This window comes from Variovorax sp. Varisp46 (assembly GCF_059491885.1).
The window spans coordinates 5,470,718-5,495,371 of the sequence record NZ_CP168515.1 but is presented as its reverse complement, the minus strand read 5'-3'; the positions used below and the strand labels follow the sequence as shown (position 1 = coordinate 5,495,371).

Annotated in this window: 28 protein-coding genes; 21 read left to right on the top strand and 7 right to left on the bottom strand. The window is 67.6% G+C overall.

The window, feature by feature from the left end; all coding sequences use genetic code 11:
* Nucleotides 1–2 precede the first annotated feature (2 nt).
* Nucleotides 3–953, bottom strand: coding sequence for a branched-chain amino acid transaminase (locus ACEN9N_RS26045; protein WP_007836800.1), 951 nt, complete (start codon nucleotides 951–953; stop codon nucleotides 3–5).
* 129 nt (nucleotides 954–1,082) lie between these two features.
* Between ACEN9N_RS26045 and ACEN9N_RS26040 the strand changes: the two genes are divergently transcribed.
* Nucleotides 1,083–2,090, top strand: a complete 1,008-nt coding sequence (locus ACEN9N_RS26040) for a recombination-associated protein RdgC (RefSeq protein WP_413312227.1) — start codon at nucleotides 1,083–1,085, stop codon at nucleotides 2,088–2,090.
* Nucleotides 2,091–2,112: 22 nt separating this feature from the next.
* Here the strand turns inward: ACEN9N_RS26040 and ACEN9N_RS26035 are convergent, their stop codons facing one another.
* Nucleotides 2,113–2,538, bottom strand: coding sequence for a hypothetical protein (locus ACEN9N_RS26035; protein WP_007836797.1), 426 nt, complete (start codon nucleotides 2,536–2,538; stop codon nucleotides 2,113–2,115).
* A gap of 135 nt (nucleotides 2,539–2,673) precedes the next feature.
* Here ACEN9N_RS26035 and ACEN9N_RS26030 point away from each other — a divergent pair, with 135 nt between their 5' ends.
* On the top strand, nucleotides 2,674–3,129 hold the full coding sequence (locus ACEN9N_RS26030; RefSeq protein ID WP_007836795.1) for a hypothetical protein: 456 nt from the start codon (nucleotides 2,674–2,676) through the stop codon (nucleotides 3,127–3,129).
* A 70-nt stretch (nucleotides 3,130–3,199) separates the two neighbouring features.
* On the opposite strand, the gene radA is transcribed toward ACEN9N_RS26030, so the two are convergent.
* Nucleotides 3,200–4,591 carry a DNA repair protein RadA gene (gene radA, locus ACEN9N_RS26025; protein WP_495654855.1) on the bottom strand — a complete coding sequence of 464 codons (1,392 nt, stop codon included), beginning with the start codon at nucleotides 4,589–4,591 and terminating at the stop codon, nucleotides 3,200–3,202.
* A gap of 100 nt (nucleotides 4,592–4,691) precedes the next feature.
* On the opposite strand from radA, the gene hpaR reads away from it, so the two are divergent.
* From hpaR to ACEN9N_RS25945, 16 genes are all read left to right on the top strand, one after another.
* Nucleotides 4,692–5,126, top strand: coding sequence for a homoprotocatechuate degradation operon regulator HpaR (gene hpaR, locus ACEN9N_RS26020; RefSeq protein WP_007836792.1), 435 nt, complete (start codon nucleotides 4,692–4,694; stop codon nucleotides 5,124–5,126).
* Nucleotides 5,123–5,758 (top strand): fumarylacetoacetate hydrolase family protein, encoded by a 636-nt coding sequence (locus ACEN9N_RS26015; RefSeq protein ID WP_495654854.1) that lies wholly within the window; start codon nucleotides 5,123–5,125, stop codon nucleotides 5,756–5,758. Before hpaR ends, ACEN9N_RS26015 begins: the two co-directional genes overlap by 4 nt.
* On the top strand, nucleotides 5,755–6,525 hold the full coding sequence (locus ACEN9N_RS26010) for a fumarylacetoacetate hydrolase family protein (protein ID WP_413315954.1): 771 nt from the start codon (nucleotides 5,755–5,757) through the stop codon (nucleotides 6,523–6,525). The genes ACEN9N_RS26015 and ACEN9N_RS26010 overlap by 4 nt, the downstream gene beginning before the upstream one ends.
* A gap of 42 nt (nucleotides 6,526–6,567) precedes the next feature.
* On the top strand, nucleotides 6,568–7,560 hold the full coding sequence (locus ACEN9N_RS26005) for a Bug family tripartite tricarboxylate transporter substrate binding protein (protein WP_413333030.1): 993 nt from the start codon (nucleotides 6,568–6,570) through the stop codon (nucleotides 7,558–7,560).
* Between the two features lie 20 nt (nucleotides 7,561–7,580).
* Nucleotides 7,581–9,047, top strand: a complete 1,467-nt coding sequence (hpaE, locus tag ACEN9N_RS26000) for a 5-carboxymethyl-2-hydroxymuconate semialdehyde dehydrogenase (RefSeq protein ID WP_007836784.1) — start codon at nucleotides 7,581–7,583, stop codon at nucleotides 9,045–9,047.
* The gene (locus ACEN9N_RS25995) at nucleotides 9,044–10,018 is read left to right on the top strand and encodes a tripartite tricarboxylate transporter substrate binding protein (protein WP_495654853.1); all 975 of its coding nucleotides are present in this window, start codon (nucleotides 9,044–9,046) and stop codon (nucleotides 10,016–10,018) included. The genes hpaE and ACEN9N_RS25995 overlap by 4 nt, the downstream gene beginning before the upstream one ends.
* 3 nt (nucleotides 10,019–10,021) lie before the next feature.
* Complete coding sequence (locus ACEN9N_RS25990; protein WP_495654852.1) at nucleotides 10,022–10,357, top strand: aromatic ring-opening dioxygenase subunit LigA; 336 nt, start codon at nucleotides 10,022–10,024, stop codon at nucleotides 10,355–10,357.
* A complete protein-coding gene (locus tag ACEN9N_RS25985) occupies nucleotides 10,354–11,181 on the top strand; it encodes a DODA-type extradiol aromatic ring-opening family dioxygenase (protein ID WP_495654851.1) in 828 nt (275 codons plus the stop codon). The genes ACEN9N_RS25990 and ACEN9N_RS25985 overlap by 4 nt, the downstream gene beginning before the upstream one ends.
* Nucleotides 11,182–11,194: 13 nt before the next feature.
* On the top strand, nucleotides 11,195–11,602 hold the full coding sequence (locus ACEN9N_RS25980; RefSeq protein ID WP_413333036.1) for a 5-carboxymethyl-2-hydroxymuconate Delta-isomerase: 408 nt from the start codon (nucleotides 11,195–11,197) through the stop codon (nucleotides 11,600–11,602).
* A gap of 10 nt (nucleotides 11,603–11,612) precedes the next feature.
* Complete coding sequence (hpaH, locus tag ACEN9N_RS25975; RefSeq protein WP_413315948.1) at nucleotides 11,613–12,416, top strand: 2-oxo-hept-4-ene-1,7-dioate hydratase; 804 nt, start codon at nucleotides 11,613–11,615, stop codon at nucleotides 12,414–12,416.
* Between the two features lie 135 nt (nucleotides 12,417–12,551).
* Entirely contained in the window at nucleotides 12,552–13,373 is an 822-nt protein-coding gene (hpaI, locus tag ACEN9N_RS25970; RefSeq protein ID WP_413315947.1) for a 4-hydroxy-2-oxoheptanedioate aldolase, read from the top strand.
* Between the two features lie 25 nt (nucleotides 13,374–13,398).
* A complete protein-coding gene (locus tag ACEN9N_RS25965; RefSeq protein ID WP_495654850.1) occupies nucleotides 13,399–13,869 on the top strand; it encodes a nuclear transport factor 2 family protein in 471 nt (156 codons plus the stop codon).
* 4 nt (nucleotides 13,870–13,873) lie between these two features.
* On the top strand, nucleotides 13,874–15,607 hold the full coding sequence (ilvD, locus tag ACEN9N_RS25960; protein ID WP_413315945.1) for a dihydroxy-acid dehydratase: 1,734 nt from the start codon (nucleotides 13,874–13,876) through the stop codon (nucleotides 15,605–15,607).
* 36 nt (nucleotides 15,608–15,643) lie between these two features.
* Entirely contained in the window at nucleotides 15,644–16,636 is a 993-nt protein-coding gene (locus ACEN9N_RS25955; protein WP_413315944.1) for a Bug family tripartite tricarboxylate transporter substrate binding protein, read from the top strand.
* A gap of 18 nt (nucleotides 16,637–16,654) precedes the next feature.
* Nucleotides 16,655–17,446 (top strand): class II aldolase/adducin family protein, encoded by a 792-nt coding sequence (locus tag ACEN9N_RS25950; RefSeq protein WP_413315943.1) that lies wholly within the window; start codon nucleotides 16,655–16,657, stop codon nucleotides 17,444–17,446.
* A gap of 13 nt (nucleotides 17,447–17,459) precedes the next feature.
* On the top strand, nucleotides 17,460–18,437 hold the full coding sequence (locus tag ACEN9N_RS25945; protein WP_007831665.1) for a 2-dehydropantoate 2-reductase: 978 nt from the start codon (nucleotides 17,460–17,462) through the stop codon (nucleotides 18,435–18,437).
* A 57-nt stretch (nucleotides 18,438–18,494) separates the two neighbouring features.
* Here the strand turns inward: ACEN9N_RS25945 and ACEN9N_RS25940 are convergent, their stop codons facing one another.
* Both ACEN9N_RS25940 and alr read right to left on the bottom strand, forming a co-directional pair.
* Nucleotides 18,495–19,217, bottom strand: coding sequence for a hypothetical protein (locus ACEN9N_RS25940; RefSeq protein WP_495654849.1), 723 nt, complete (start codon nucleotides 19,215–19,217; stop codon nucleotides 18,495–18,497).
* Nucleotides 19,214–20,323, bottom strand: coding sequence for an alanine racemase (gene alr, locus ACEN9N_RS25935; RefSeq protein ID WP_007831670.1), 1,110 nt, complete (start codon nucleotides 20,321–20,323; stop codon nucleotides 19,214–19,216). The genes ACEN9N_RS25940 and alr overlap by 4 nt, the downstream gene beginning before the upstream one ends.
* A 182-nt stretch (nucleotides 20,324–20,505) precedes the next feature.
* Between alr and lplT the strand changes: the two genes are divergently transcribed.
* From lplT to ACEN9N_RS25920, 3 genes are all read left to right on the top strand, one after another.
* Nucleotides 20,506–21,810, top strand: a complete 1,305-nt coding sequence (gene lplT, locus ACEN9N_RS25930) for a lysophospholipid transporter LplT (protein ID WP_495654848.1) — start codon at nucleotides 20,506–20,508, stop codon at nucleotides 21,808–21,810.
* A 112-nt stretch (nucleotides 21,811–21,922) separates the two neighbouring features.
* Entirely contained in the window at nucleotides 21,923–22,816 is an 894-nt protein-coding gene (locus ACEN9N_RS25925) for a DMT family transporter (protein WP_495654847.1), read from the top strand.
* Nucleotides 22,817–22,825: 9 nt separating this feature from the next.
* Nucleotides 22,826–23,314, top strand: coding sequence for a glutathione peroxidase (locus ACEN9N_RS25920; protein ID WP_007831681.1), 489 nt, complete (start codon nucleotides 22,826–22,828; stop codon nucleotides 23,312–23,314).
* A gap of 4 nt (nucleotides 23,315–23,318) precedes the next feature.
* Here the strand turns inward: ACEN9N_RS25920 and ACEN9N_RS25915 are convergent, their stop codons facing one another.
* Together ACEN9N_RS25915 and ACEN9N_RS25910 are read right to left on the bottom strand one after the other, a co-directional pair.
* A complete protein-coding gene (locus ACEN9N_RS25915) occupies nucleotides 23,319–23,771 on the bottom strand; it encodes a hypothetical protein (RefSeq protein ID WP_495654846.1) in 453 nt (150 codons plus the stop codon).
* Nucleotides 23,772–23,774: 3 nt separating this feature from the next.
* On the bottom strand, nucleotides 23,775–24,635 hold the full coding sequence (locus tag ACEN9N_RS25910) for an OmpA family protein (protein ID WP_495654845.1): 861 nt from the start codon (nucleotides 24,633–24,635) through the stop codon (nucleotides 23,775–23,777).
* Nucleotides 24,636–24,654 lie beyond the last annotated feature (19 nt).

Sequence of the window (24,654 nt, the reverse complement as noted above, 5' to 3'; positions counted from 1 at the left end):
TCTCAGACTTTCGTGAGCCAGTGGGCGTACTTGGGATTCTTGCCGTTCACGATGTCGAAGAAGGCAGACTGGATTTTCTCGGTGATCGGGCCACGGGCGCCGCCGTCGCCGCGGTTGCCGATCTCGACGCGGTCGAGTTCGCGGATGGGCGTCACTTCAGCGGCGGTGCCGGTGAAGAAGGCTTCGTCGGCAATGTAGACCTCGTCGCGCGTGATGCGCTTCTGCACCAGCTCCAGGCCCAGGTCCTTGCACACGTGCAGGATGGTGTTGCGCGTGATGCCGTTGAGCGCGCCGGCCGACAGGTCGGGCGTGTAGACCACGCCGCCCTTGACCACGAAGATGTTCTCGCCCGCGCCTTCGGAGACGAAGCCGCTCGCGTCGAGCAGCAGTGCCTCGTCGTAGCCGTCGTCCAGCGCTTCCATGTTGGCGAGGATCGAGTTGGTGTAGTTGCTCACCGTCTTGGCCTGCGTCATCGTGATGTTGACGTGGTGGCGGGTGTAGCTCGAAGTCTTCACGCGGATGCCGCGCTTCATGCCTTCTTCACCGAGGTAGGCACCCCACGACCAGGCCGCGACCATGGCGTGGACGCGATTGCCCTTGGGGCTCACGCCGAGCTTCTCGGAGCCGATCCAGATCAGCGGGCGCAGGTAGCAGCTTTCGAGCTTGTTCTCGCGCACCACCTGTTTCTGGGCCTCGTTCAGCTGTTCTTGCGTGAACGGGATCTTCATGCGCAGGATCTTGGCGCTGTTGAACAGGCGCTCGGTGTGCTCGGCCAGGCGGAAGATCGCGGTGCCCTCGGGCGTCTTGTAGGCGCGCACGCCCTCGAAGGCGCCGCAGCCGTAGTGCAGCGTGTGGCTCAGCACGTGGATCTTGGCGTCGCGCCAGTCCACGAGTTCGCCGTCCATCCAGATCTTGCCGTCACGGTCGTCCAGCGAGGGGGGGATCGAGCTCATTTCCTGATTCCTTTGGAAGCGGTGTTGGGAGCGAGGTGGGAAGTCGCAAAAGCTTTCGATTTTACGGCGGCGGGATTGGCGGGGTGCCCGACAATGCCCGGTTGTGCAAACCAGTGGAAAAGGGTTTCCGTGTCCGTATTCAAGAACGTCATCGTCTATCGCATCGAACCTGCCTGGTCCCAGACACTGACCGAGGCAGAAGAAGGGCTCGGCAAGCAGCGCTTCGTGCCTTGTGGCCCCTCGCAGGAAAAGTCCGCCGGCTGGGTCGAGCCCCGCGGCGAAGCCAATGGCCCGCTGGTCGAGTCCATCGACGGCCAGTGGTTGGTCGAATACATGATCGAGAGCAAGCAGGTCCCCGGCTCGGTGGTGCGCCGCAAGCTCGACGAACGCTGCGCTCAGATCGAAGCCACCACCGGCCGCAAGCCCGGCAAGAAGGAAAAGAAGGAACTCAAGGAAGACATCACCCTGGAGCTGCTGCCGATGGCCTTCACCCGCAGTGCGCGCGTGACGGTGTGGATCGACAAGGCCGAGAACCGCCTCGTGATCAACAGCGGCAACGCATCGCGCGCCGACGAAGTGGTCACCAGCCTCGTGAAGTCGCTCGACGGTTTCGCGGTGGCCCTCATCAACACGCAGATCGAGCCCGCCGCCGCCATGGCCAACTGGCTGCTGACGCAGGAGCCGCCAGCCGGCTTCACCATCGACCGCGAGTGCGAGCTCAAGGCCTCGGACGACTCCAAGGCCGTGGTGCGCTACGCCAAGCATCCGCTGGACATCGAGGAAGTGCAGAAGCACATCACGGACGGCAAGCGCCCGACGCGCCTGGCGCTCACCTGGGACGACCGCGTGTCGTTCGAGTTGACGCATGGCCTGCTGATCCGCAAGATCACCTTCCTCGAAGGCACGGGCGACGGCGCCGCGGGCGGCAAGAAGGAAGACAACTTCGACGCCGATGTGGCCATTGCCACGGGCGAACTGGGCCAGCTGGTGCCGGCGCTGCTCGATGCGCTCGGCGGCGAGGCGGCATTCTCGGCGGCCGTGCCGGACGAAGCGGCGAAGCCCGCCGCCGCAGCAGCAGCCGCTCCCACAATGACGACCCCGGCCGACGCGCCCGAGGAAGAAGACGCGCCGTTCTGACGCGTCTTCCAACAGGCGTGGCTCAGGCCGCCGGCGGGTCTTCTTCCGGGGTTTCGGGCCGCGTCATCGTCCAGCTCTGCAGCTTGCCGCCATTGAACACGGCGTCTACGTACGAGCCGCCGCCGTCGGTCCAGCGGTAGTGCTCGGGCTGCTCGTCCTTGGGCGAGCGCAGCTCGCCGAGGGCGCGCGTCATCGCGATCACGTGCATCAGCGTGACCCCAGGCTTGAGCTTGGCATTGAGCATCACGGCACTTGCCACATAGCCCACCGGCCGCTCGGCGGCTCGCTTGAGCACCTGCATCGCGCGGTTGAAGTGCAACAGCAGGAACATCACGATCGCGCCACCGGCCAGGGCCACGCCGCCCCATCCGCCGCTGCGCCACGCCAGCCCGAGGAGAAGGACGGCACCGACGGGCACCAGAAATTTCTTGAAATTCATGGCGCGCATTGTCGCCGCCCGCAGTAGCGACCATGGCTACCGCCGGGCGCGCCGGACGGTACTCCCCCCGAAAAGCGCACGGCACGCGAGCGCCACGCGGCACATTTCGCCGCACGGGCATCAGCCCGGGCCACTGAAAAGCGTATGACCATTCCGCGTTCCGTCACTTTCGTTCGTCTCACCCTCGTCGCCGCGCTCGCGGGCATCGCCCTCAGCGGCTGCTACGTGGTCCCGCTCGGACAACCCGCTCCCGCAGCACCGCCCTCGCAGGCGTACGCCGTGGCACCGGGCCCGGTCGCACAGACCTTCAACGCGCGGCTGTACCCGTCGAACGCCGAAGCCGCGCGCTACGGCGCCGTCGCCGGCACGGTCACGAACGACATGAACGGCCGCGGCCACTTCAACGCACAGATCGGCGGCGAACAGTTTCAGGGAGAGGCAACCCGGGTCGCAGGCTCGCGAGGCACCGGCGTGGCGAATGCCACCGGCAGCCGCGGCGGCAACCTGAGTTGCCAGTACACGATGAACTCGGCCACGTTGGGCAGCGGCCAATGCGTGCTCAACAGCGGACCGGCGTTCACGATGCACATCGGGGGATAGGGAGGGGGGGCCCGGCGCCACGGTGCGCCGGGCCATTTTTTCCCGGACTTCCCGGTCACTGATCAATCAATCAGTCGAGGCGGCGGACCACGTCCATCGCCTCTTCGATGCGGTCGACGGCGTGGATCGTCAGCCCTTCGATTTCCTTCGCGCCCTTGCGGGGCGCGTTGGCCTTTGGAACCACCGCCACGCTGAAGCCCAGCTTGGCAGCCTCGCGCAGGCGCTCCTGCCCGCGCGGCGCCGGCCGCACCTCGCCGGCCAGGCCCACCTCACCGAACGCGATGAAGCCCTTGGGCAGCGGTTTGCCGCGCAGGCTCGAGGTGATGGCCAGCATCACGGCGAGGTCGGCCGCGGGCTCGCTGATGCGCACGCCGCCCACCGCGTTGACGAACACGTCCTGGTCCATGCAGGCCACGCTCGCATGGCGGTGCAGCACGGCCAGCAGCATCGCGAGGCGGTCGCGGTCCAGGCCCACCGACAGGCGGCGCGGGCTCGGACCGCCGTTGTCGACCAGCGCCTGGATTTCCACCAGCATCGGCCGCGTGCCTTCGAGCGTCACCAGCACCACGCTGCCGGGCACGGGCTCGGCATGCTGGCTCAGGAAGATGGCGCTCGGATTGGTCACGCCCTTGAGGCCGCGCTCGGTCATGGCGAACACGCCGATCTCGTTGACCGCGCCGAAGCGGTTCTTGATGGCGCGCACGAGGCGGAAGCTCGAATGCGTGTCGCCCTCGAAGTACAGCACTGTGTCGACCATGTGTTCGAGCACGCGTGGGCCGGCCAGTGCGCCTTCCTTGGTGACGTGGCCCACCAGCACCACGGCCGTGCCGCTGGTCTTGGCGAAGCGCGTCAAGTGCGCCGCGCATTCGCGCACCTGCGCGACGGAACCGGGGGCTGACGTGAGCTGGTCCGAATAGACAGTCTGGATCGAATCGATCACCGCGATGGCCGGACGCGTGGCGTCGAGCGTGGCGATGATCTTCTCCAGCTGGATCTCGGCCAGCACCTGCACCTGAGAGTGATCGAGCCCGAGCCGTTTGGATCGCAGCGCCACCTGCGCCCCGCTTTCTTCACCGGTGACATACAGCGCGTTCTGCCCCGCGCGCTGCAGCGCATCGACCGCCTGCAGCAGCAGCGTCGACTTGCCGATGCCCGGGTCGCCGCCGATCAGCGTGACGCCGCCCGAGACGATGCCGCCGCCCAGCACGCGGTCGAGCTCGTCAATGCCTGTGGGCGTGCGCGCGACGTCGGTCGCTTCTATTTCCGACAGCGTGGCGAGCTCCGACGCGCCCGCGAGCGATGCGAACTGCGTACCGAAGCGGTTGTTGGCCGGGCCGCTGCCCGCGCCCGCGACCTGCTCGATCAATGTGTTCCAGGCGCCGCAGCTCGGGCATTTGCCGAGCCATTTGGGGCTGGTGCCGCCGCATTCACTGCAGACGAAAAGTGTTTTGTCCTTGGCCATGCGGCGAGTTTAGGTGTCCGCACAAACCCTGATGACTGACAGCTAGGAAAGCCCTGGCGAATCATTTAACATGTTAAGTAATTTCAAAGAGAGACGCGTCTTGAGCACGACATTCACGCACCGCAATTTGCCGCGCCTGCTGCTGCAGGCCCGCGAAGCTGTGATGGCCCACACCCGGCCCAGCCTGCGCGAGCACGCGCTGTCCGACCAGCAATGGCGCGTGCTGCGCGTGCTGGGCGAACACGGTGCGGTCGACACCGGCCGCGTGGCGCGCGAAGCTTTCATCCTCGGGCCCAGCCTCACCGGCGTGCTTGCGCGCATGGAGCGCGACAACCTCATCACCCGCGCGCGCGACCCTGCCGACCAGCGCCGCACCGTGGTCGAGGCCACGCCGCACGGCATGAAGCTGGTGAAGCGGCTGGGCACCAGCATCGAGGCGCATTACGACTGGATGGAAAAGTCGCTCGGCAAGGCCAAGCTCGCGCAGCTCTACGGGCTGCTCGACGAACTCATCGCACTGGAGCAACCTTCATGAGCAGCGCCCCCCATTTCCTGCCCACCGGCACGGTGTACGGCACCCTGCTGAACTTCCGCGCCGAAGTGGTGGCGCTCGCAGCGCAGATGACGCAGCCGCCCTACAAGGCACCGCCGAAGGCGCCCGTGCTCTATGTGAAGACGGCCAACACCTGGAGCCCGCACGGCAGCGCCATTGCAGTGCCGGCGACCGTGCCCGAGGTGGAAATCGGCGCAAGCATCGGCATGGTGATCGGCGCCGAAGGCGACGTCGAGGGCTTGGTGCTGATGAACGACCTGTCGATTCCCCATGCGAGCTTCTTCCGCCCGCCGGTGAAGTTCAAGTGCGTCGACGGCTTCCTCGGCATCGGCCCCGTGCTGCGCGACGCACAGGAGGTGGCCGACCCCGCGAACTTCCTCGTCGAGGTGCGCATCGACGGCGAGCTGAAGCAATCCATCGTCTTCTCGCAGCTCGTGCGCCCGGCGCAGCAACTGCTTGCCGATGTCGGCGAGTTCATGACGCTGGCGCACGGCGACGTCCTGATGCTCGGCTGCGACCTTGGCCGTCCGCTGGCCCGCGCGGGCCAGCGCATCGACATCTCGGCGCCGGGCTTCGAGACCCTGAGCAACACGCTGGTGAAGGAGGCCGCATGAAGCACGCACGCGTCATCTTCGAAGGCCGCGAGCATTCCGGCACGAGCCATGAGTTCAATGGGCAGCAAGACGCCGCCGTGCGCCTGGACGACGGCCGCATCGTGCCGCAGGAGCAGCTCGTCTGGCTGCCGCCGCTCGCGCCCACGGCGCGGCCGCGCACCATCCTCGCGCTCGGCCTCAACTACGCCGACCACGCGAAGGAGCTCGAGTTCAAGGCACCCGAGGAACCGCTGGTGTTCGTCAAGGGCCAGAGCACGCTCATCGGCCACCGCCAGCTCACGCACCGTCCGGCCGGCGTGCAGTTCATGCACTATGAATGCGAGCTCGCCATCGTGGTCGGCAAGACCGCGAAGAACGTGAAGCGCGATGACGCGTATGACTTCATCGGCGGCTACACGGTGGCCAACGATTACGCGATCCGCGACTACCTCGAGAACTGGTACCGCCCCAACCTGCGCGTGAAGAACCGCGACACCTGCACGCCGCTGGGTCCGTGGTTCGTCGACGCGGCCGACGTGCCCGACCCCATGGCTCTTGCATTGCGCACCACGGTCAACGGCACGGTCACGCAGCAAGGCAACACGCGCGACATGATCTTCGACGCGCCCTTCCTCATCGCGTACTTCAGCCGCTTCATGACGCTGTCGCCGGGCGACCTGATCCTCACGGGCACGCCCGACGGCGTGGTCGATTGCAAGCCGGGCGATGTGGTCGTGACCGAGATCGAGCACATCGGCGCGCTGGTCAACACCATCGACGCGGCCTGAACCCTTTTTCCTGTCACACATCAACAAGCGGAGACAAACGCAATGAACGCCGGAAAGAAAACGCTCGCCCTCGCCGCCGCCCTCGTGGCCGTGAGCGCCTCGATGTTCGCGCTCGACGCGCCCGCGCAGACTGCGGCCTTCCCCACCAAGCCCGTGCGCTGGGTGGTGGGCTACCCGGCGGGCGGCGGCACCGACTTTCTCGCGCGCACGGTCGGCGCGCAGGTATCGCAGCAGCTAGGCCAGCCGGTGCTCGTCGACAACAAGCCCGGCGCGGGCGCGATCATCGCGTCGGAGAACGTGGCGCGCGCACCGGGCGACGGCTATACCGTGTTCTCGGCCGACAACGGCGTGCTGGTCTACAACCCCGCGCTCTACAAGAAGCTGCCCTACGACGCCGAAAAAGACTTCGCGCTGGTCGGCATGATGGGCCGCTCGCCGCTCATCCTCACGGCCGCGCCCAACGCCGGCATCGCCGATGCCAAGGCATTGCTCACCGCGCTCAAGGCTTCGCCCGGCAAGTACAGCATCGCCACGCCGGGCACCGGCAGCCCGCACCACCTGGCGCTCGAGTTGTTCCAGCGCGAAGCCGGCGTGTCGATGCTGCACGTGCCGTACAAGGGCGGCGCGCCCGCACTGCAGGACCTGATGGGCGGCCAGGTCGCGCTGATGATGCTCGACCTGCCCAGCGGCGTGAGCGCCGTCAAGGCCGGCAAGGTGGTGCCGCTTCTCGCCATGTCGGCCGAGCGCGTGCCGCAGCTGCCGAACATTCCCACCGCGAAGGAACTCGGCTTTGCCAACGTCGAGGCCTACACCTGGCAGGGCCTCGTCGCGCCCGCGGCCACGCCGAAGGAAGTGCAGGCGAAGCTGGGCGCCGAGCTTCAGAAGGCCATGGCCGACGGCGGCGTGCGCCAGAAGCTCTACGACGCGGGCTGGGAAGCACGCCCCGCCGACGCCACCGAAATGACGCGCTACACCGACGCCGAGCGCAAGAAATGGCATGCCCTGATCAAGGCGCGCGACATCAAACTCGATTGAACCGGACCGGACACTTCTTCATGCAACAGATCGACCATCTCATCGGCGGCAAGTCCGTCACGGGCAAGGACTACTTCGAGACCGTCAACCCGGCCACGCAGGAAGTGCTGGCCGAAGTCGCCTCGGGCGGCGAAGCCGAAGTGAACGCCGCCGTGGCCGCCGCCAAGGAAGCCTTTCCCAAATGGGCCGGCTTGCCCGCGCCCGAGCGCGCCAAGCTGATCCGCAAGCTCGGCGACCTGATCGCGAAGCACGTGCCCGAGATCGCGCAGACCGAGACCGACGACTGTGGCCAGGTGATCGCGCAGACCGGCAAGCAGCTGATTCCGCGCGCGGCCGACAACTTCTACTACTTCGCCGAGATGTGCACGCGCGTGGACGGCCACACCTACCCGACGCCCACGCACCTGAACTACACGCTGTTCCATCCGGTGGGCGTTTGCGCGCTCATCAGCCCGTGGAACGTGCCCTTCATGACCGCCACCTGGAAGGTCGCGCCCTGCCTGGCCTTCGGCAACACGGCGGTGCTGAAGATGAGCGAGCTGTCGCCGCTGACGGCCGCGCGGCTGGGCGAACTGGCGCTCGAAGCGGGCATTCCGCCCGGCGTGCTGAACCTCGTGCACGGCTACGGCAAGGAGGCCGGCGAGCCGCTGGTGGGGCACCCCGACGTGCGCGCCATTTCGTTCACCGGCTCCACCGCCACCGGCAACCGCATCGTGAAGAGCGCGGGGCTGAAGAAGTTCAGCATGGAACTCGGCGGCAAGAGCCCGTTCGTGATCTTCGAAGACGCCGACCTCGACCGCGCGCTCGACGCGGCCGTGTTCATGATCTTCAGCAACAACGGCGAACGCTGCACGGCCGGCTCGCGCATCCTGGTGCAGCAGTCGATCTACGCCGACTTCGCCGCGAAGTTCGCGGAGCGCGCCAAGCGCATCACGGTCGGCGACCCGCTCGACGAGAAGACCATCGTCGGCCCGATGATCTCGCAGGCCCACCTGGCCAAGGTGCGCAGCTACATCGAGCTGGGCCCGAAGGAAGGCGCGACGATGCTGTGCGGCGGGCTCGATGCGCCGTCGAACCTGCCGGACCGCGTGAAGAAGGGCAACTACGTGATGCCCACCGTGTTCGCCGATGTCGACAACCGCATGAAGATCGCGCAGGAAGAGATCTTCGGCCCCGTGGCCTGCCTGATCCCGTTCAAGGACGAGGCCGATGCCATCCGGCTGGCCAACGACATCCAGTACGGCCTGAGCAGCTACGTATGGACCGAGAACATCGGCAAGGCCCACCGGGTGGCCGCCGCCGTGGAAGCCGGCATGTGCTTCGTCAACAGCCAGAACGTTCGCGACCTGCGCCAGCCCTTCGGCGGCACCAAGGCCTCGGGCACGGGGCGCGAAGGCGGCACCTGGAGCTATGAAGTGTTCTGCGAGCCGAAGAACGTGGCGGTATCGCTGGGTTCGCACCATATTCCGCACTGGGGCGTTGCATGAACACGCGGCGCCGCACGCTGCTGCAAGGCGCGGCCGCACTCGCCGCGTTGCCCTCGCTCGCGCGTGCCCAGGCCGCCTGGCCCAATAAGCCGATCCGCGTGATCGTGCCCTTCCCGCCCGGCGGCACCACCGACTTCGTCGCGCGGCTGGTGGGCACCGAGGTGGCGAAGGCGCTGGGCCAGCCGGTGATCGTCGACAACAAGCCCGGTGCAGGCACGGTGATCGGCGTCGATGCCGCCGCCAAGGCCGCGCCCGACGGCAACACCTTCGTCTGCGTGGCCAACAGCTTCGCGGCCAATCAGAAGCTGATACGCAAGCTGCCCTACGACACGCAGAAAGACCTGCGCCCCGTCGCCCTGATGGGCATGTCGGAGCACGTGCTGGCCACGCACCCCGCGAGCGGCCTGAAGACGCTGGCCGACCTGCGCAACGCCGCCAAGGCCAAGCCCGGCACGCTGAGCTTCGCCTCCTTCGGCAACGGCACCTCGGCGCATCTCTCTGGCGAGATGCTCAAGCTGCAGATGGGCCTGGACATCGTGCACGTGCCCTACAAGGGCCAGGGCCCGGCGCTCACCGACCTGCTCGGCGGGCAGGTGACGATGATGTTCGGCAACTGGCCCGAGTTCCGCGGCCACATCCAGAGCGGCAAGCTGCTGGCGCTGGGCATGGCGACCGCGCAGCGCTCGCAGTACGCGCCCGCCATACCCACACTGGCCGAACAGGGCGTGCCCATCGAGTCCAATTCGTGGAACGGCCTGCTGGCGCCGGCCGGCGCGCCCGACGCCATCGTGCAGCGCGTGAACGCCGAGGTGAACCGCGCGCTCGCGGGCCCCGCGTTGACCGAGGCCTTCCAGAAGGGAGGCATCGCGTCGCTGTCGGGCACGCCGGAGCGCTTCGCGGCCTTCATCCAGAGCGAGATCGCGAAGTACGACGACGTGATCCGCAAGGCCAACATCCAGATCGAGGGCTGAACCATGAGCCTCTATGCGATGCAGAAATTCCTCTTCGCGCTCAACCGCGAACCCGAAGTGCAGCGGCGCTATGCCGAAGGGGGCAACACGCGCACCGCGCTGCTCGCCGGCTATGACCTCGACGACGAAGAACGCGAAGCCATCGACACCGGCGACATCGGCAAGCTCTACGTGCTCGGCTGCAACGGCCAGTTGCTGATGCACTTCGCGCCCCTGCTCGGCATTCCGTGGGCCGATTACCTCGAAGCCATGCGCGAAGGCGTGCGCAAGTACGGACCGGTGCGCGCGGGCATCTATGCGATGACGACGGGCACAGACGAAAAGGTGGCAGGCGTATGAGTCTGGTTTTTGCAGGCGTGTGCAGCCACGCCCCCGGCATCACCGGCCGCGCGCATCTGGCGGACCCGGCCGTGAAGGACGAGTTCCATGCGCAGTTCCACCGCTTCGGCGAGGCCATGCGCGCCACCAAGCCCGACGCGGTGATCGTGATCGCCGCGGAGCACTTCGCGAACTTCTTCATGAACAACATGCCGGCCTATGCCATCGGCATGGCCGACAGCTACGAAGGCCCCATCGAAGACCCGAAGTGGCTGGGCATCGAGAAGCACACCATCCCCGGCGACGCAGCACTGTCGCAGCGCCTCATCCGCGAGGTGATGCAGACAGTGGACGTGGCCTATGCGGAGGAATGGAAGTTCGACCACGGCATCATGGTGCCGCTGAACTTCCTCACGCCGAACTTCGACACCAAGGTCATCCCCGTGAACATCAACTGCCAGGGCCCGCCGCTCACGCCGCTGCACCGCGCCTGGGCCTTCGGCGAGGCCTTGCGCCGCGCCTGCGACAAGGTGCCCGAGCGCATCGCGCTGGTGGGCACGGGCGGTATCTCGCACTGGCCGGCCACGCCCGATTCTGGCAAGGTGAACGCGGAGTGGGACGCCGAGTTCATGCGCCGCTGGTGCGCCAACGATCGCGAGGGCATGCTCTCGCTGGACGACTATGGCGACGAAGCCACCTACCGCGAGGCGGGCCAGGGCGGCTTCGAGATCCGCACCTTCCTCAGCGTGGCCGCGGCCGCGCGCGGCAAGGGTGAGATCTTCCATATGAAGGCGATTCCGATCTTCGCGGTAACGTGCACGGCCGCGACCATGTCGGTGGAATGAACGGAGAACAGCAATGCCCCATCTGGTGATCCTCTACACGCCGAATATCGAGGCCGAGACCGACATGTCGGCCCTGTGCCGCACGCTGGCCGACACCATGCTGGAGCAGCGCGACGAAGCCGGCAAGCCGGTGTTCCCCATCGGCGGTACGCGCGTGCTGGCCTACCCTGCGGCGCACCACGCGGTGGCCGATGGCAAGGCCGACTACGCCTTCGTTTACCTCAACCTGCGCATGGCTGCGGGCCGCGCCGAGGCGGTGAAGAAGAAGGCCGGCGACGATCTGCTGGCCGGCGTGCGCGCGCATTTCGCGCCGATCTTCGACCAACGCCCCATCGGCATCACGCTGCAGATCGACGAAAGCCCCGGGCAGGTGTACGACGGCAAGCACAGCAACCTGCATCCCCTGTTCAACAAGAACTGAACGAAGCCACATGCTCTCCAAAGCCACCATCGCCCAACTGGCCGCCGAGTTGCACGAAAGCGAGAAGTCGCGCGTGCAGGTCGAGCACTTCTCCAAGCGCTTTCCCGAGATGACCGTGGAAGACGGCTACGCCATCTCGCGCGAATGGGTGAAGGCCAAGATTGCCGAAGGCCGCACCGTGAAGGGCCACAAGATCGGCCTGACCTCGCGCGCCATGCAGCAGTCCAGCCAGATCGACGAGCCCGATTACGGCACGCTGCTGGACGACATGTTCTTCGAGCAGGGCGGCGACATCCCATTCAAGCGCTTCATCGCGCCGCGCGTCGAGGTGGAGCTGGCCTTCGTCCTCGGCAAGAAGCTGCGGGGCCCGAACGTGACCATCTTCGACGTGCTGGCCGCCACCGACTACGTGGTGCCGGCCATCGAGATCATCGATGCGCGCATCGAGCAGTTCGACCGCCACACCAAGGCGCCGCGCAAGGTGTTCGACACCATCGCCGACAACGCGGCCAATGCCGGCATCGTGATGGGTGGCCGGCCGGTGAAGCCCGACGCGGTCGACCTGCGCTGGGTGAGCGCGCTGCTCTACAAGAACGGCGTGATCGAGGAATCGGGCGTGGCCGCGGCCGTGCTCAACCACCCGGCGACCGGTGTGGCGTGGCTTGCGAACAAGCTGGCGCCGTGGGACGAATGCCTCGAAGCCGGCGAAGTGGTGTTGGGCGGTTCGTTCACGCGGCCCACCACCGCAGTTCCCGGTGACACCTTCCACGCGGACTACGGCCCGCTCGGCTCCATCTCCTTCCGATTTGTATGAGGCTCGCCCCCAGGCTTCGCGCACTTCGTGTCGCTTCGCCAACCCCCTACCGGGGGCAACGCCAGCGGCCCGGAAAAGCCGGTTCCGCGGTGTTCCACGAATGAAGACATCACCCTTCCACCTCCCGGACTAAACATGCACACCCCCATCAACACCTTCAAGCAAGCCCTTCAATCAGGCAAGCCCCAGATCGGCCTGTGGGTCGGGCTGGCCGACGGCTACGCCGCCGAGATCCTGGCCGGCACCGGCTACGACTGGCTGCTGGTCGACGGCGAGCATGCGCCCAACGACCTGCGCTCGGTGCTCGCGCAGCTGCAGGGCATTTCGAGCGCATGGTCGGCGCAGCCCGAGTCGGAGCGCTCGCACCCCGTCGTGCGCATTCCGGTCGGCGACACCACGCTGATCAAGCAGCACCTCGACATCGGCGCGCAGACGCTGCTGGTGCCGATGGTCGACACGGCCGAGCAGGCGGCGCGGCTGGTGCAGGGCATGCGCTACCCGCCCGAAGGCATCCGCGGCATGGGCAGTGCGCTGGCGCGCGCCTCGCGCTGGCAGGCCTACCCCAACTACCTGCACGAGGCCAATGCGCAGACCTGCCTGCTGGTGCAGGCCGAAACGGTGGAGGCAATGAAGAACCTCGACGCCATCGCGGCCACGCCGGGCGTGGACGGCGTGTTCATCGGCCCGGCCGACCTGTCGGCCTCGATGGGCTTCGTGGGCCAGCCGAACCACCCCGAGGTGCAGGCCGTGATTGCCGACGCGATTGCGCGCATCCGCAAGGCCGGCAAGGCGCCGGGCATCCTGTCGACCACCGAGGAACAGGCACGCAAGTGGCTCGCGGCCGGCGCGCTGTTCGTGGCGGTGGGCGTGGACACCATCGTGCTGGCGGCGGCGGCGAAGCAGCTGCTGGGCATGTACAAGGCCGCGCCCGGCACCGCCTCGCCCAACGGCTACTGATTTTCTTCACACCGGAGCACGCTCGATGCAACGCATGACTTTGGCGGCCATCGCCACAGCAGCCACCCTCTTCCTCGCCGCGTGCGCACCCATGGGCGCCGGCAAGCAAGGCGCGACCGCCCAGCAGGAAGCCAACCGCCAGGCGGTGCTCGCCTTCTATGAAAAAGGCCTGAACCAGAAGGACGCCGACGCAGCGCTGCAGTACGTGGGCAGCCGCTACGTGCAGCACAACCCCACGGCGGCCGACGGCCCCGAGGGTTTTCGCAAGTTCATCGCGTTCCTGCGCGAGAAGTTTCCGAACTCGCACAGCGACATCAAGCGCAGCTTCGTCGACGGCGACTACGTGATCCTGCACGTCAACGCAGTGCGGGAGCCGGGCACGCGCGGCAGCGCCATCGTCGACATCTTCAAGCTGGAGAACGGCAAGATCGTCGAGCACTGGGACGTGGTGCAGCCCGTGCCGGAAACCGCTGCAAACAAGAACGGGATGTTCTGACCCCATGACCGCGCCCGCCGACCCACCCAAGCGCTTTCGCTCCGCCACCATCCGCGAGGGCACGATCCGTGCGACCACGCGCAGCTTCCTGCATGCGCTGGGACAGGACGACGAGGACATCGCGCGCCCGCACATCGGCGTGTTCCATACGGGCGGCGAGATGAGCCCGTGCAACCTCAACCTGCGCGAGCAGGCGCAGCACGCCAAGACCGGCATCTATGCGGGCGGCGGCACGCCGCACGAATGCCCGGTGGTGTCGATCAGCGATGGGTTGACGATGGCGCACTCGGGCATGCGCTTCTCGCTGATCTCGCGCGAGCTGATCGCCGACAGCGTGGAAGCCTCCACGCGCGGCCACCAGTGGGACGGGATCTTCGCCATCGGCGCGTGCGACAAGAACCTGCCCGGCCTGATGATGGGCATGGTCCGCTGCAACGTGCCCAGCGTGTTCGTGCATGGCGGCTCGGCGCTGCCTGGCCAGATGCCGGGGCCGGACGGGCGCGACCTGAACGTGGTCGACACCTACGAGACCATCGGCAAGGTGCTGGCCGGCACCGCCACGCACGACGAACTCGACGCGATGAGCCGCGCCTGCCTGCCGACGGCCGGCGCCTGCGCAGGGCAGTTCACGGCCAACACGATGGGCATGGTGTCGGAGGCACTGGGCCTCGCGCCCATCGGCTCGAGCATGGTGCCTGCCGTGTTCAGCGAACGCGCGCCGCTGATGCGCCGCGCCGCGAAGACGCTGATGAAGGCAGTGATGGGCGACAGCCCGCTGCCGCGCGACATCGTCACGCGCAAGGCGCTGGAAAACGCCTGCGCCGTGGTATCGGCCACGGGCGGTTCGACCAATGCCGCGCTGCACCTGCCGGCGATTGCGCACGAAGCCGGCATCAAGTTCCACCTCGACGACGTGGCCGAGGTCTTCGCGCGCACGCCGCTCATCGCCGACCTGCGCCCCGGCGGCCAGTACCTTGCGCGCGACGTGTTCTACATCGGCGGCGCCGGCGTGATCCTGCGCACGCTGCTGGAGCAGGGCTTCCTGCACGGCGATGCGCTCACCTTCACCGGCCGCACGATGGCCGAGGAACTGGCCGGCGCCCTTGCGCCTGATGGCCGCGTGGTGCGCGAGGCCGGCAACCCGATCACGCGCGACGGCGGCCTCGCAGTGCTCAAGGGCAACCTCTGCCCGGACGGCGCGCTGCTCAAGACGGCGGGGCTCCAGGGGCTGGTGTTTCGCGGGCCGGCGCGCGTCTTCAACTCGGAGGAAGAAGCGCAGACCGCCGTGCAGAACCGCCTGTACGAACCCGGCGACGTGATCGTGATCCGCAACGAAGGCCCCAAGGGCAGTCCCGGCATGCGCGAGATGCTCGGCATCACCGCCCTGCTCTATGGCCAGGGCATGGGCGACAAGGTGGCACTGCTGACCGACGGGCGCTTCTCGGGCGCCACGCGCGGCCTGTGCATCGGCTACGCGGGGCCCGAGGCGGCGGACGGCGGCCCGATCGCGGCGCTGCGCGACGGCGACGTGATCGCCATCGACGCGCGTGCCGAGGCACGCTCGATCACGGTCGATCTCACCACGGAGGAAATCGCCGCGCGGCTCGCCCGACGTGAGGTAAACGCGGGGGCGGCCCGCGGGGGCTTGCTGGAAAAATACGCGCTCACCGTGCGCCCGGCCCACCAGGGCGCCGTGACCCACTCGGGCGCGGTCACCTGGCTGCGCGACGAGTCTTGATCGACCCTCCATAACCACCGTCCGGAGAGAGACACCATGAGCTTCACCCGCCGCCAGATCCTGCAGACCACCAGTGCATCCGCCTTGATGGCCAGCCTTGGCCAGAACGTCTTCGCGCAGGCGATGAGCATCGAGACCGCCACCATCGTCACCGGCTTCGCGGCCGGCGGCACCTCGGACACCACCTGCCGGCGCCTCGCGCAGAAGCTCAGCCCCGAGTACGCGAAGGTGGCGGTGGTCGAGAACCGCACCGGCGCGGGCGGCCAGATCGCCGTGAGCTACGTGAAGGGCCGCCCGGCCGACGGCAGCACCATCCTGCAGACGCCGACCTCGATCCTCACGATCTACCCGCACATCTACAAGAAGCTGCCGTACGACCCGATGGTCGACATCACGCCCGTCAGCCTGGCCTGCATCTTCGACTTCGGCTTTGCCGTGGGCCCGGCCGTGCCGGCCAGCGTGAAGACGGTGCCCGAGTTCCTGGCCTGGGCCAAGGCCAATCCGGCCGGCGCCAACTACGGTTCGCCCGCCGCGGGCTCCACGCCGCACTTCATCGGCGCGCTGCTGGGCAAGAAGGGCGGCGTCGAGCTCAAGCACGCGGCCTACCGCGGCACGCAGCCCGCCATGCTCGACCTGCTGGGCAGCAACATCTCGGCGGTGTCGGGGCCGATCGGCGACATCACACAGCACCTGCCCTCTGGCAAGGTGCGCATCCTGGGCGTCTCGGGCGCCAAGCGCAGCCGCTTCGCGCCCGAAGTGCCCACCTTCGGCGAACAGGGCATCAAGGACATGGCGCACAGCGAATGGTTCGCCTTCTTCCTGCCGGCCAAGGCCTCGCCCGAGCTGGTGGCGAAGCTGAACACCGCAATGAAGAACGCGCTCGCGCAGAAGGACGTGATCGACGGCCTCGGCACATTCGGCCTGGAGGCGATGTCTTCCACGCCGGCCGAGCTGGCCGAGCTGCTGAAGAAAGACACCGCCAAGTGGGCGCCGATCGTCAAAGAGGTCGGCTTCACCGCGGAGGGTTGAACACATGAAGGAACTGCCATGAACACACTCGCCACCACCGCGCCGCCGGCGCTGGTCCATCCCTCGCTGCACCCCGACGAGCGCACCGCGCGCGAGCAGCTCGCGGCCTGCTACCGCGTGTTCGCGATGCTGGGCTGGACCGAGATGATCTACAACCACATCACGATGCGGCTGCCCGACAGCGTGACGGGCGGGGAGAAGCAGTTCCTCATCAACCCCTTCGGCCTGCACTACAGCGAGGTCACTGCGAGCAACCTGGTGAAGATCGACCTGCAGGGCAAGGTGCTCGACGGCTCGACCCATCCGGTGAACCCGGCCGGCTTCACGGTGCATGCCGCCATCCACGACGGCCTGCCCGGTGCGCACTGCGTGATGCACACGCACACCACGGCCGGCGTGGCCGTGGCCTGCCTGCAGGGCGGGCTGCAGCAGACCAACTTCTATACCGCCCAGCTGCACGACATGGTGGCGTACCACGACTTCGAGGGCATCACCATCCATGCCGACGAAGGCCCGCGCCTGCTCAAGAGCATCGGCAACCGCAACGCGGTGATCCTGCGCAACCACGGGCTGCTGGCCTGGGGCCAGACGCTGCCGCAGACCTTCGCGATCCTCTGGACGCTGCAGCGCGCCTGCGAGATCCAGATGGCCACCTTCTCGATGGGCGCGGCCATTCCGGTGAGCGATGAAATCGCGCAGCGCTGCACGCGCGACGCGCTGCAGTTCAGCCCCGAGCATGGCGCGGGGCAGGACGTGTTCGATGCGCTGGTGCGGCAAGTGGACCGCATCGACCCGAGCTACCGCAACTGAGGCGCCTGTTCCCATGAAGATTTGCATCTACGGCGCCGGCGCGATCGGCGGATGGATCGGCGTCGGCCTCGCACAGGCAGGCCAACGCCTCAACGTGGTGGCGCGCGGCGCCACGCTCGATGCGCTGCAACGCGACGGCCTCTCGCTCATGCGTGGCGACGTGCGCACGCGTGTGCCGGTGAACGCGGTCGCCGACCCCGAAGCGCTCGGTGTTCAAGACCTGGTGGTGATCGCCGTGAAGGCGCCCGCGCTGGCCGGCGTGGCCGAGCGCATCGGGCCGCTGATCGGCGCCGACACCATCGTGCTGGTCGCGATGAACGGCGTGCCATGGTGGTTCCTCGAAGGCGGCTTCGGCGGCGAGATCACGGGCCACCGGCTCGCGGCGGTGGACCCCGAAGGCGCTATTGCCAAGGCCATTCCCGCGCGCAACGTGATCGGCTGCGTGGTGCACGCGAGCTGCTCGCTCGACGGACCCGGCGTGGTGCGGCATCACTTCGGCAACGGGCTGATCGTGGGCGAGCCTTCGGGCGAAGCCACGCCGCGCGTGCAGAAGCTGGTCGAGCTGCTGAACGCCGCAGGCATCGACACCACGCTGTCGCCGCAGATCCAGAAGGACGTGTGGTTCAAGCTGTGGGGCAACATGACGGTGAACCCGATCAGCGCGCTGACGGGCTGCACCACCGACCTGATCATGGACGACGACTACGTGCGCGGCTTCATCTCGGCGGTGATGCTGGAGGCCAAGGAGATCGGCCGGCGCATCGGCATCGAGATCACGCAGAGCCCGGAAGACCGGCATGCGATCACGAAGAAGCTCGGCGCGTTCAAGACCTCGATGCTGCAGGACGTGGAAGCCGGCCGCTCGGTGGAGCTGGACGCGCTGGTGACCGTGGTACGCGAGCTGGGCGAGTTGACTGCGGTGGCCACGCCCTTTACCGACGCGCTGCTGGGCCTGGCGCGATTGAGGACGCGGCAGCTCGGCCTGTATTGAGCGCGTCATGCACACCATCGCGGCGCGCAGGAAGGCGGCGCTGCTCGCGCTCGGTGCTCAGTGCTTCTTCAGCAGGACGCGCACCGCCTCGGGCAGGGAGTTGACCTGCGGCATGAAGTGGTCGAGCAGCGCGCCCAGGGCCACCGCGCAGACCACCGCGCCCAGCAGCGGCTTCCATGTGAGCCGCACGGCCGCCATGAGCCAGCCCTCGCGCGCCACGCGCACCGCGGCGCGGGCCGACACGTACGAGAACGCGACCTCGATGGCCACGGCCAGCAGCGCGTCCCAGCCGAAGTACAGCAGCACGAGCGAACCGGCGCCGAGCACGACGGCCGCGCAGATCAGGAAGATGGCGATCACCGGCACGACGACGACTGCGCCTTCGTCCGCCCCGCCCGCGATGTCGAGCGCGCCGCTCGCCACGTCGGACAGGCCGCTGCCGTCGCCGGCGCTCGCATGGCTTTGGGAACCACCGCCGAAGTCCAGATCGGGCGCATCGACGTTGGCGTCCACCTCGCGGCCCTCCACCAGGCGCCTGGCCCACCAGCGCAGCACCAGCAAATAGCCGAGGTATCCCACGCCCAGCGTGAGGAGGTAGCGCACCGCCAGCGAGTGCACATGCAGCAGGTGCATCTGCAGCGCCGACACGCCCCACATCAGCAGCATCGTGAACGTGCCGATCAGGATGCCGTGCGTGCGCAGGCTGTAGCTGCGGTGCAGGTCGCGTTCGACCTGCGTTTCCCACAGGCGCACGGAGCGCCAGTCGGAAAGGATCTTCATCGGCCTTCGGTGGGGGCCGGATCGGCGAAAGGCACGCGCTGCGCCACGGCGCACATGAGTTCGTAGCCGATCGTGCCCGCGGCCTTCGCAACCTCGTCGATGGGAAGCACCGCGCCGGTCTTCGCGGACTTGCCCCACAGCGTGACCTCGCTGCCGAACTTCGCGTCGGGCACGTTCGTGAGGTCGACGGTGATCATGTCCATGCTCACACGGCCGACCATGTGGGTGCGCACGCCGTTCACCAGCACCGGCGTGCCGCTGTCGCAGTGGCGCGGATAGCCGTCGGCATAGCCGACTGCCGCGATGCCGATGGTGAGCGGCCCCTGCGCCGTGAACCTGGAGCCGTAGCCGATGGTGTCGCCGGCCTTCAGCGTCTGCACCGAGATGATCTGGGTCGACAGCGTCATGGTGGGCTGCAGCTGCCAGTGCGCCGCATCGTGCTCGGGAAAATCGGGCGCGCTGCCGTACAGCAGGATGCCGGGGCGCACCCAGTCGCCGCGCGTCTGCTCGGCATGGCGCAGCGTGGCGGCACTGTTGGCGATGGAGCGCTCGCCCGGCAGGTCGCGCGTGGCGCGCTCGAAGGTCGCCAGCTGGTGGGCGATGCCGCGCGCGCCGTCGGCGTCGCTGAAGTGGGTCATCAGCGAGATCTCGTCGACCTGCGTCAGCGCGTTCAGGCGGGTCCAGGCGGAGCCGAAGCGCTCGGGCGTGAAGCCCAGGCGGTTCATGCCCGAATTCATCTTCAGGAACACGCGCTGCGGCTTCAGGGTCTTGTGGGCGGCGAGCATGTCGATCTGCTCGTCGCAGTGCACGGTGTGCCAGAGGTCCAGCCGCGAGCACAGCTCCAGGTCGCGGGCGTCGAACACGCCTTCGAGCAGCAGCACCGGGCCGCGCCAACCGAGTGCGCGCACGCGCTCGGCCTCGGCCAGGTCGAGCAGCGCGAAGCCATCGGCGCCCCGCAAGCCTTCATAGACCCGCTCGATGCCATGGCCATATGCATTGGCCTTGACGACGGCCCAGACGCGGGCTTCGAGGGCCGAGCGACGCGCCCGCTCGAGATTGTGACGCAGGGCGCCGGTGTGGACGGTGGCGAGAATGGGACGCGGCATGGGAATTCCGGGGAAGACTCGGGGACAATGCAGACCACGTTTTAGCATCTTCGGGAATGGGGTTGAACACCGTAGGGATCCCTAATTCCGTGCCCCACCCCCATGCTATAACCGCCCATTCGCCCGCAGCGCAACACTTTTTCACTACCGCCAGCAGACCCCTCTGGCCAGCCAGCCCATCGATGAAGCGCGGTTTCTACACGATCATGTCGGCCCAGTTCTTTTCGTCGCTGGCCGACCAAGCGCTTTTCGTTGTTGCGGTCGACCTCATGCGAAGTTCGGGTGCGCCCGAATGGCAGCGCGCAGCCCTGGTGCCTATCTTCGCGGTCTTCTATGTGGTGCTGGCACCGCTGGTGGGCGCTTTTGCCGACGCCTTGCCCAAAGGCAAGGTGATGTTCATCAGCAATGCCATCAAGGTGGTGGGCTGCCTGATGATGCTGTTCGGCTCGCATCCGCTGCTGTCGTATTCGATCGTGGGGCTCGGCGCCGCGGCGTATTCGCCGGCAAAGTACGGCATCCTGACCGAGCTGCTGCCGGCATCCCAACTGGTGAAGGCCAACGGCTGGATCGAAGGACTGACCATCGCGTCGATCCTGCTGGGCATCGTGCTCGGCGGCTCGCTGGTGGGGCATGCCATTTCCAGCAAACTGCTGGCCTTCGACCTCCCGTTCATCGACACCGGCATCGACTCACCGGCCGAGGCCGCGATCTCGGTGCTGATCTTTGTCTACGTGCTGGCAGCATGGTTCAACACGCGCATCCCGCACACCGGCGTCGAGATGCGCCCGCTGCGCTCCAACCCCGAACAGGGCCTGGCGCGCAACATCGCCGCGCTGCTGCCCGACTTCTGGCACTGCAACGCCCGCCTGTGGCGCGACCGCCTTGGCCAGATCTCGCTGGCCACCACCACGCTGTTCTGGGGCGCGGGCGGCAACCTCAAGTACATCGTGCTGGCCTGGGCCTCGCTGGCCCTGGGCTACAACACCACGCAGGCCTCGGCGCTGACGGGCGTGGTGACCATCGGCACGGCCGTGGGCGCGATCGTGGCCTCGATGCGCATGCGGCTGGACATGGCCACGCGAGTGATCCCCATGGGCATCGCGATGGGACTGATGGTGATCTGCATGAACTTCATCGGCAACGTGTGGCTGGCGGTGCCGTTCCTGATCCTGCTGGGCGGCCTGGGCGGTTTCCTGGTGGTGCCGATGAATGCGCTGCTGCAGCACCGCGGCCACAACCTGATGGGCGCGGGCCGCTCCATCGCGGTGCAGAACTTCAACGAGCAGGCCTGCATTCTCCTGCTCGGCGGCTTCTACAGCGTGTGCACGGGCCTCGGCCTCTCGGCGTACGGCGCGATCAGTGCGTTCGGCCTCGTGGTGGCGGGATGCATGTGGCTCATCAAATACTGGTACGACAGCAACCTGAAGAAATACCCGGAAGAGATCGAGCATCTGCTGGCCATCGCCCGCAGCGACAAGCATCATTGACCTCCCCCAGGCTGCGCGCACTTCGTGTCGCTGCGCCTTCCCCCTCGCCGGGGGCGACACCAGAGGCCCGGCAAAGCCGGTTTCTCGGTGCCCCACGAAAATTTCCGCTCCAATGCAAGCAGCTCTCGCGCTCGTCTTCAACGCCTTCGTCTGGGGCGTTTCGTGGTTTCCGTTTCGCCAGATCGCGAGCCACGGCCTGCATCCGCTGTGGACCACCTGCCTGATCTACCTGGTCATCGCCGCCGCGATGGGGCTTTTGCGACGGCACGCGTGGAAAGGTTTCATTGCCTTTCCGATGCTGGCACTGCTGGGTCTCGCGGCCGGCTTCACCAACGTGGGATTCAATTGGGCCGTGACACAGGGCGACGTGGTGCGCGTGGTGCTGCTGTTCTACCTGATGCCGCTGTGGAGCGTGCTGCTGGGCTGGCTGCTGCTGGGCGAGCGGCCGACCGGCGGCGCGCTGGCGCGCGTGGCGCTGGCGCTCACCGGCGTGGTGGTGGTGCTGAAGGCGCCCGGCACCGAATGGCCGGTGCCGTCGAGCCTGCCCGACTGGCTGGGCATGGCGGCGGGCTTCAGCTTTGCCGTCACCAACATCGCGCTGCGCCACCTGCGACAGGCGCCGGGCGAGTCGCGCGCGCTGTCGATGTTCTGCGGCTGCGCCATCGTGGCCGGCGCCGCGGCGCTGGGCGGCACCGCGCTCGGCGCGTTCGATTCGCCGCTGCACGCCTCGCCGGGCTGGCTCGGCTGGGCCGTGCTGCTGGGCACCGGCTTCGTCTTCGCCAACGTGTGCCTGCAGTACGGCGCGGCCCGGCTCCCGGCCGCCGCGACCTCGGTGATCATGCTGTCGGAGGTGCTGTTCGCGAGCGTGTCGTCGGTGGCGCTCGGCGCGGCCACGATGGAGCCGCGCATCCTCGCCGGCGGCGCGCTGATCGTGCTGGGCGCCGTCTGGTCGGCGTTTGCACGAACGCCCGGGCGGAGTGATGATCGCGCCTCTTCCCCCACCTGAGGAAACAGCATGACCAGCGTCTACGACTTCGAGGCCAACCGGATCGACGGCAAGCCGGTAAAGCTCTCCGCCTTCAAGGGCAAGGTGCTGCTGATCGTCAACACCGCCAGCAAATGCGGCTTCACGCCGCAGTTCGCGGGGCTGGAGGCGCTGCACGAGAAGTACGCCGACCAGGGGCTCGCGGTGCTGGGCTTTCCGTCGAACCAGTTCGGCGCGCAGGACCCGGGCACCAACGAGGAAATCGGCGCCTTCTGCACCACGAACTACGGCGTGAGCTTCCCGATGATGGAGAAGATCGACGTGAACGGCAGCAACGCCGCGCCGCTGTACCAGTGGCTCACGAAGGAAAAGCCGGGCCTGCTGGGCAGCACGGCCATCAAGTGGAACTTCACCAAGTTCCTCATCGGGCGCGACGGCACCGTGCTCAAGCGCTACGCGCCGCTGGACACGCCGGCCTCGCTGACGCGCGATGTGGAGGCGGCGCTGGCGGCGGGCTGATTCATCAAGGCCCGACGCGCAGGAACCCGATGCCTGCGTGCCGCCCATCCCGGCCATCGCGCCGGTCCAGCGCGTTCAGCCACTCGATCAGCGCATCCTCGTCGACCGGCGAAGGCAGCAGCCGGAACGACTCCTGCGCCAGCACCTGCGCAGGCAGCCGATGCACGATCTGCAGCTCGGTGTGATGGGCGACATACAGCACCGGAAGCGGCCGGCCCGCGGCATCCTCCACGTCGGACAGCTTTGAGATCGTCTTCGCGGCGTCCGCATGGATCCCGATGATGACGGCGTCGAACTGATGCCCTGCGCGGATCGCCGCTACCAGTTCGGACACCCGGCCGAAAGGCGCGCTGTCCGCGCCCAGGACCGACAGCGAATTGGAGGTGCAGATGCGCTGCAGCGCATCCGAATCCACCAGGGCAATCCGATACTCCCTGGGGATCCAGGATGCGTTCACAGGCTACTGCTCCCCGGCGACGTCGATCTCGACGCGGCGGTTCGGCTGCAGGCAGCGCAGCAGGGCCGGCGAACTGCGCGTGCCCTCGCAATCGCTGACCACCGGCTGGCGCTTGCCCATGCCCGCGGTGCGGATCAGCTTGCCGTCGATGCCCTGCTTCACCAGCAGATCGCGCACGGTGTTGGCGCGGGCGAGCGACAGGGCCTCGTTGTAGGCGTCGCCGCCCAGCCGGTCAGTGTGCCCCGTCACCACGATGTAGTGCAGCGACCTGAAGTTGCCCCGCAGCTCGGCGGCCAGCCGCTCGATGCGCACCTGTCCGTCGGGGAGAAGGTCCGACAGCGAAGAGCCGTCGAAGCGGAACAGGCCGTCGGCATTCAACGTGACCTTCTGCGGCGGCGCCAGCCTGGTGCTGGCCGGAATCGGCGTGGCCGCCGGCGGCTGCGCGAGCAAGGCGCAGTCGGGGTTCTTCCACCAGCCGCCCGTCGACACGCCGTCGCCGCTGAAGCGCACCATGTACTGGCAGGTCACATAGTCGGCGCTCTTGCCCGTGCGGAAGTGGAAGATGTAGTTCCACTCGCGCACGCCCCAGAGTCCTTCGCTGAAATGCGGCCAGCCCAGCAGTTCGCGCACCTGGTCCTTGCCCATGCCGGTGCGCATGCGTGCGAATGCATCGGTGCCGGGAAAGGCGCCCTGCTTCCACTTGGCGCTGCCAAGGTCCGGAAAGTCCTCGGGCCTGGGCGCCTCCGGCCGTTCCGATGCGACGCGCGCCTGCGCGTCCTTGTCGATGGCGGCGCCCGGCGACGCACAGCCCTGGAGCACCAGCATTGCCGCTGCCAGTGCAGTTCCACAGATCGTTCGATTCATGATTTCTCTTCTCCCCGCG

Coding starts and splice junctions, on each gene's coding strand:
- ACEN9N_RS25910 (WP_495654845.1), bottom strand. CDS start 24,635: ATGAATCGAACGATCTGTGGAACTGCACTGGCAGCGGCAATGCTGGTG.
- ACEN9N_RS25995 (WP_495654853.1), top strand. CDS start 9,044: ATGAACACGCGGCGCCGCACGCTGCTGCAAGGCGCGGCCGCACTCGCC.
- alr (WP_007831670.1), bottom strand. CDS start 20,323: ATGCCGCGTCCCATTCTCGCCACCGTCCACACCGGCGCCCTGCGTCAC.
- ilvD (WP_413315945.1), top strand. CDS start 13,874: ATGACCGCGCCCGCCGACCCACCCAAGCGCTTTCGCTCCGCCACCATC.
- radA (WP_495654855.1), bottom strand. CDS start 4,591: ATGGCCAAGGACAAAACACTTTTCGTCTGCAGTGAATGCGGCGGCACC.
- ACEN9N_RS25945 (WP_007831665.1), top strand. CDS start 17,460: ATGAAGATTTGCATCTACGGCGCCGGCGCGATCGGCGGATGGATCGGC.
- hpaE (WP_007836784.1), top strand. CDS start 7,581: ATGCAACAGATCGACCATCTCATCGGCGGCAAGTCCGTCACGGGCAAG.
- ACEN9N_RS25955 (WP_413315944.1), top strand. CDS start 15,644: ATGAGCTTCACCCGCCGCCAGATCCTGCAGACCACCAGTGCATCCGCC.
- hpaI (WP_413315947.1), top strand. CDS start 12,552: ATGCACACCCCCATCAACACCTTCAAGCAAGCCCTTCAATCAGGCAAG.
- ACEN9N_RS26005 (WP_413333030.1), top strand. CDS start 6,568: ATGAACGCCGGAAAGAAAACGCTCGCCCTCGCCGCCGCCCTCGTGGCC.
- ACEN9N_RS26010 (WP_413315954.1), top strand. CDS start 5,755: ATGAAGCACGCACGCGTCATCTTCGAAGGCCGCGAGCATTCCGGCACG.
- hpaH (WP_413315948.1), top strand. CDS start 11,613: ATGCTCTCCAAAGCCACCATCGCCCAACTGGCCGCCGAGTTGCACGAA.
- ACEN9N_RS25985 (WP_495654851.1), top strand. CDS start 10,354: ATGAGTCTGGTTTTTGCAGGCGTGTGCAGCCACGCCCCCGGCATCACC.
- ACEN9N_RS26045 (WP_007836800.1), bottom strand. CDS start 953: ATGAGCTCGATCCCCCCCTCGCTGGACGACCGTGACGGCAAGATCTGG.
- ACEN9N_RS25990 (WP_495654852.1), top strand. CDS start 10,022: ATGAGCCTCTATGCGATGCAGAAATTCCTCTTCGCGCTCAACCGCGAA.
- ACEN9N_RS25940 (WP_495654849.1), bottom strand. CDS start 19,217: ATGAAGATCCTTTCCGACTGGCGCTCCGTGCGCCTGTGGGAAACGCAG.
- ACEN9N_RS26030 (WP_007836795.1), top strand. CDS start 2,674: ATGACCATTCCGCGTTCCGTCACTTTCGTTCGTCTCACCCTCGTCGCC.
- ACEN9N_RS25920 (WP_007831681.1), top strand. CDS start 22,826: ATGACCAGCGTCTACGACTTCGAGGCCAACCGGATCGACGGCAAGCCG.
- ACEN9N_RS25950 (WP_413315943.1), top strand. CDS start 16,655: ATGAACACACTCGCCACCACCGCGCCGCCGGCGCTGGTCCATCCCTCG.
- ACEN9N_RS26015 (WP_495654854.1), top strand. CDS start 5,123: ATGAGCAGCGCCCCCCATTTCCTGCCCACCGGCACGGTGTACGGCACC.
- ACEN9N_RS25980 (WP_413333036.1), top strand. CDS start 11,195: ATGCCCCATCTGGTGATCCTCTACACGCCGAATATCGAGGCCGAGACC.
- lplT (WP_495654848.1), top strand. CDS start 20,506: ATGAAGCGCGGTTTCTACACGATCATGTCGGCCCAGTTCTTTTCGTCG.
- ACEN9N_RS26035 (WP_007836797.1), bottom strand. CDS start 2,538: ATGCGCGCCATGAATTTCAAGAAATTTCTGGTGCCCGTCGGTGCCGTC.
- ACEN9N_RS25925 (WP_495654847.1), top strand. CDS start 21,923: ATGCAAGCAGCTCTCGCGCTCGTCTTCAACGCCTTCGTCTGGGGCGTT.
- ACEN9N_RS25965 (WP_495654850.1), top strand. CDS start 13,399: ATGCAACGCATGACTTTGGCGGCCATCGCCACAGCAGCCACCCTCTTC.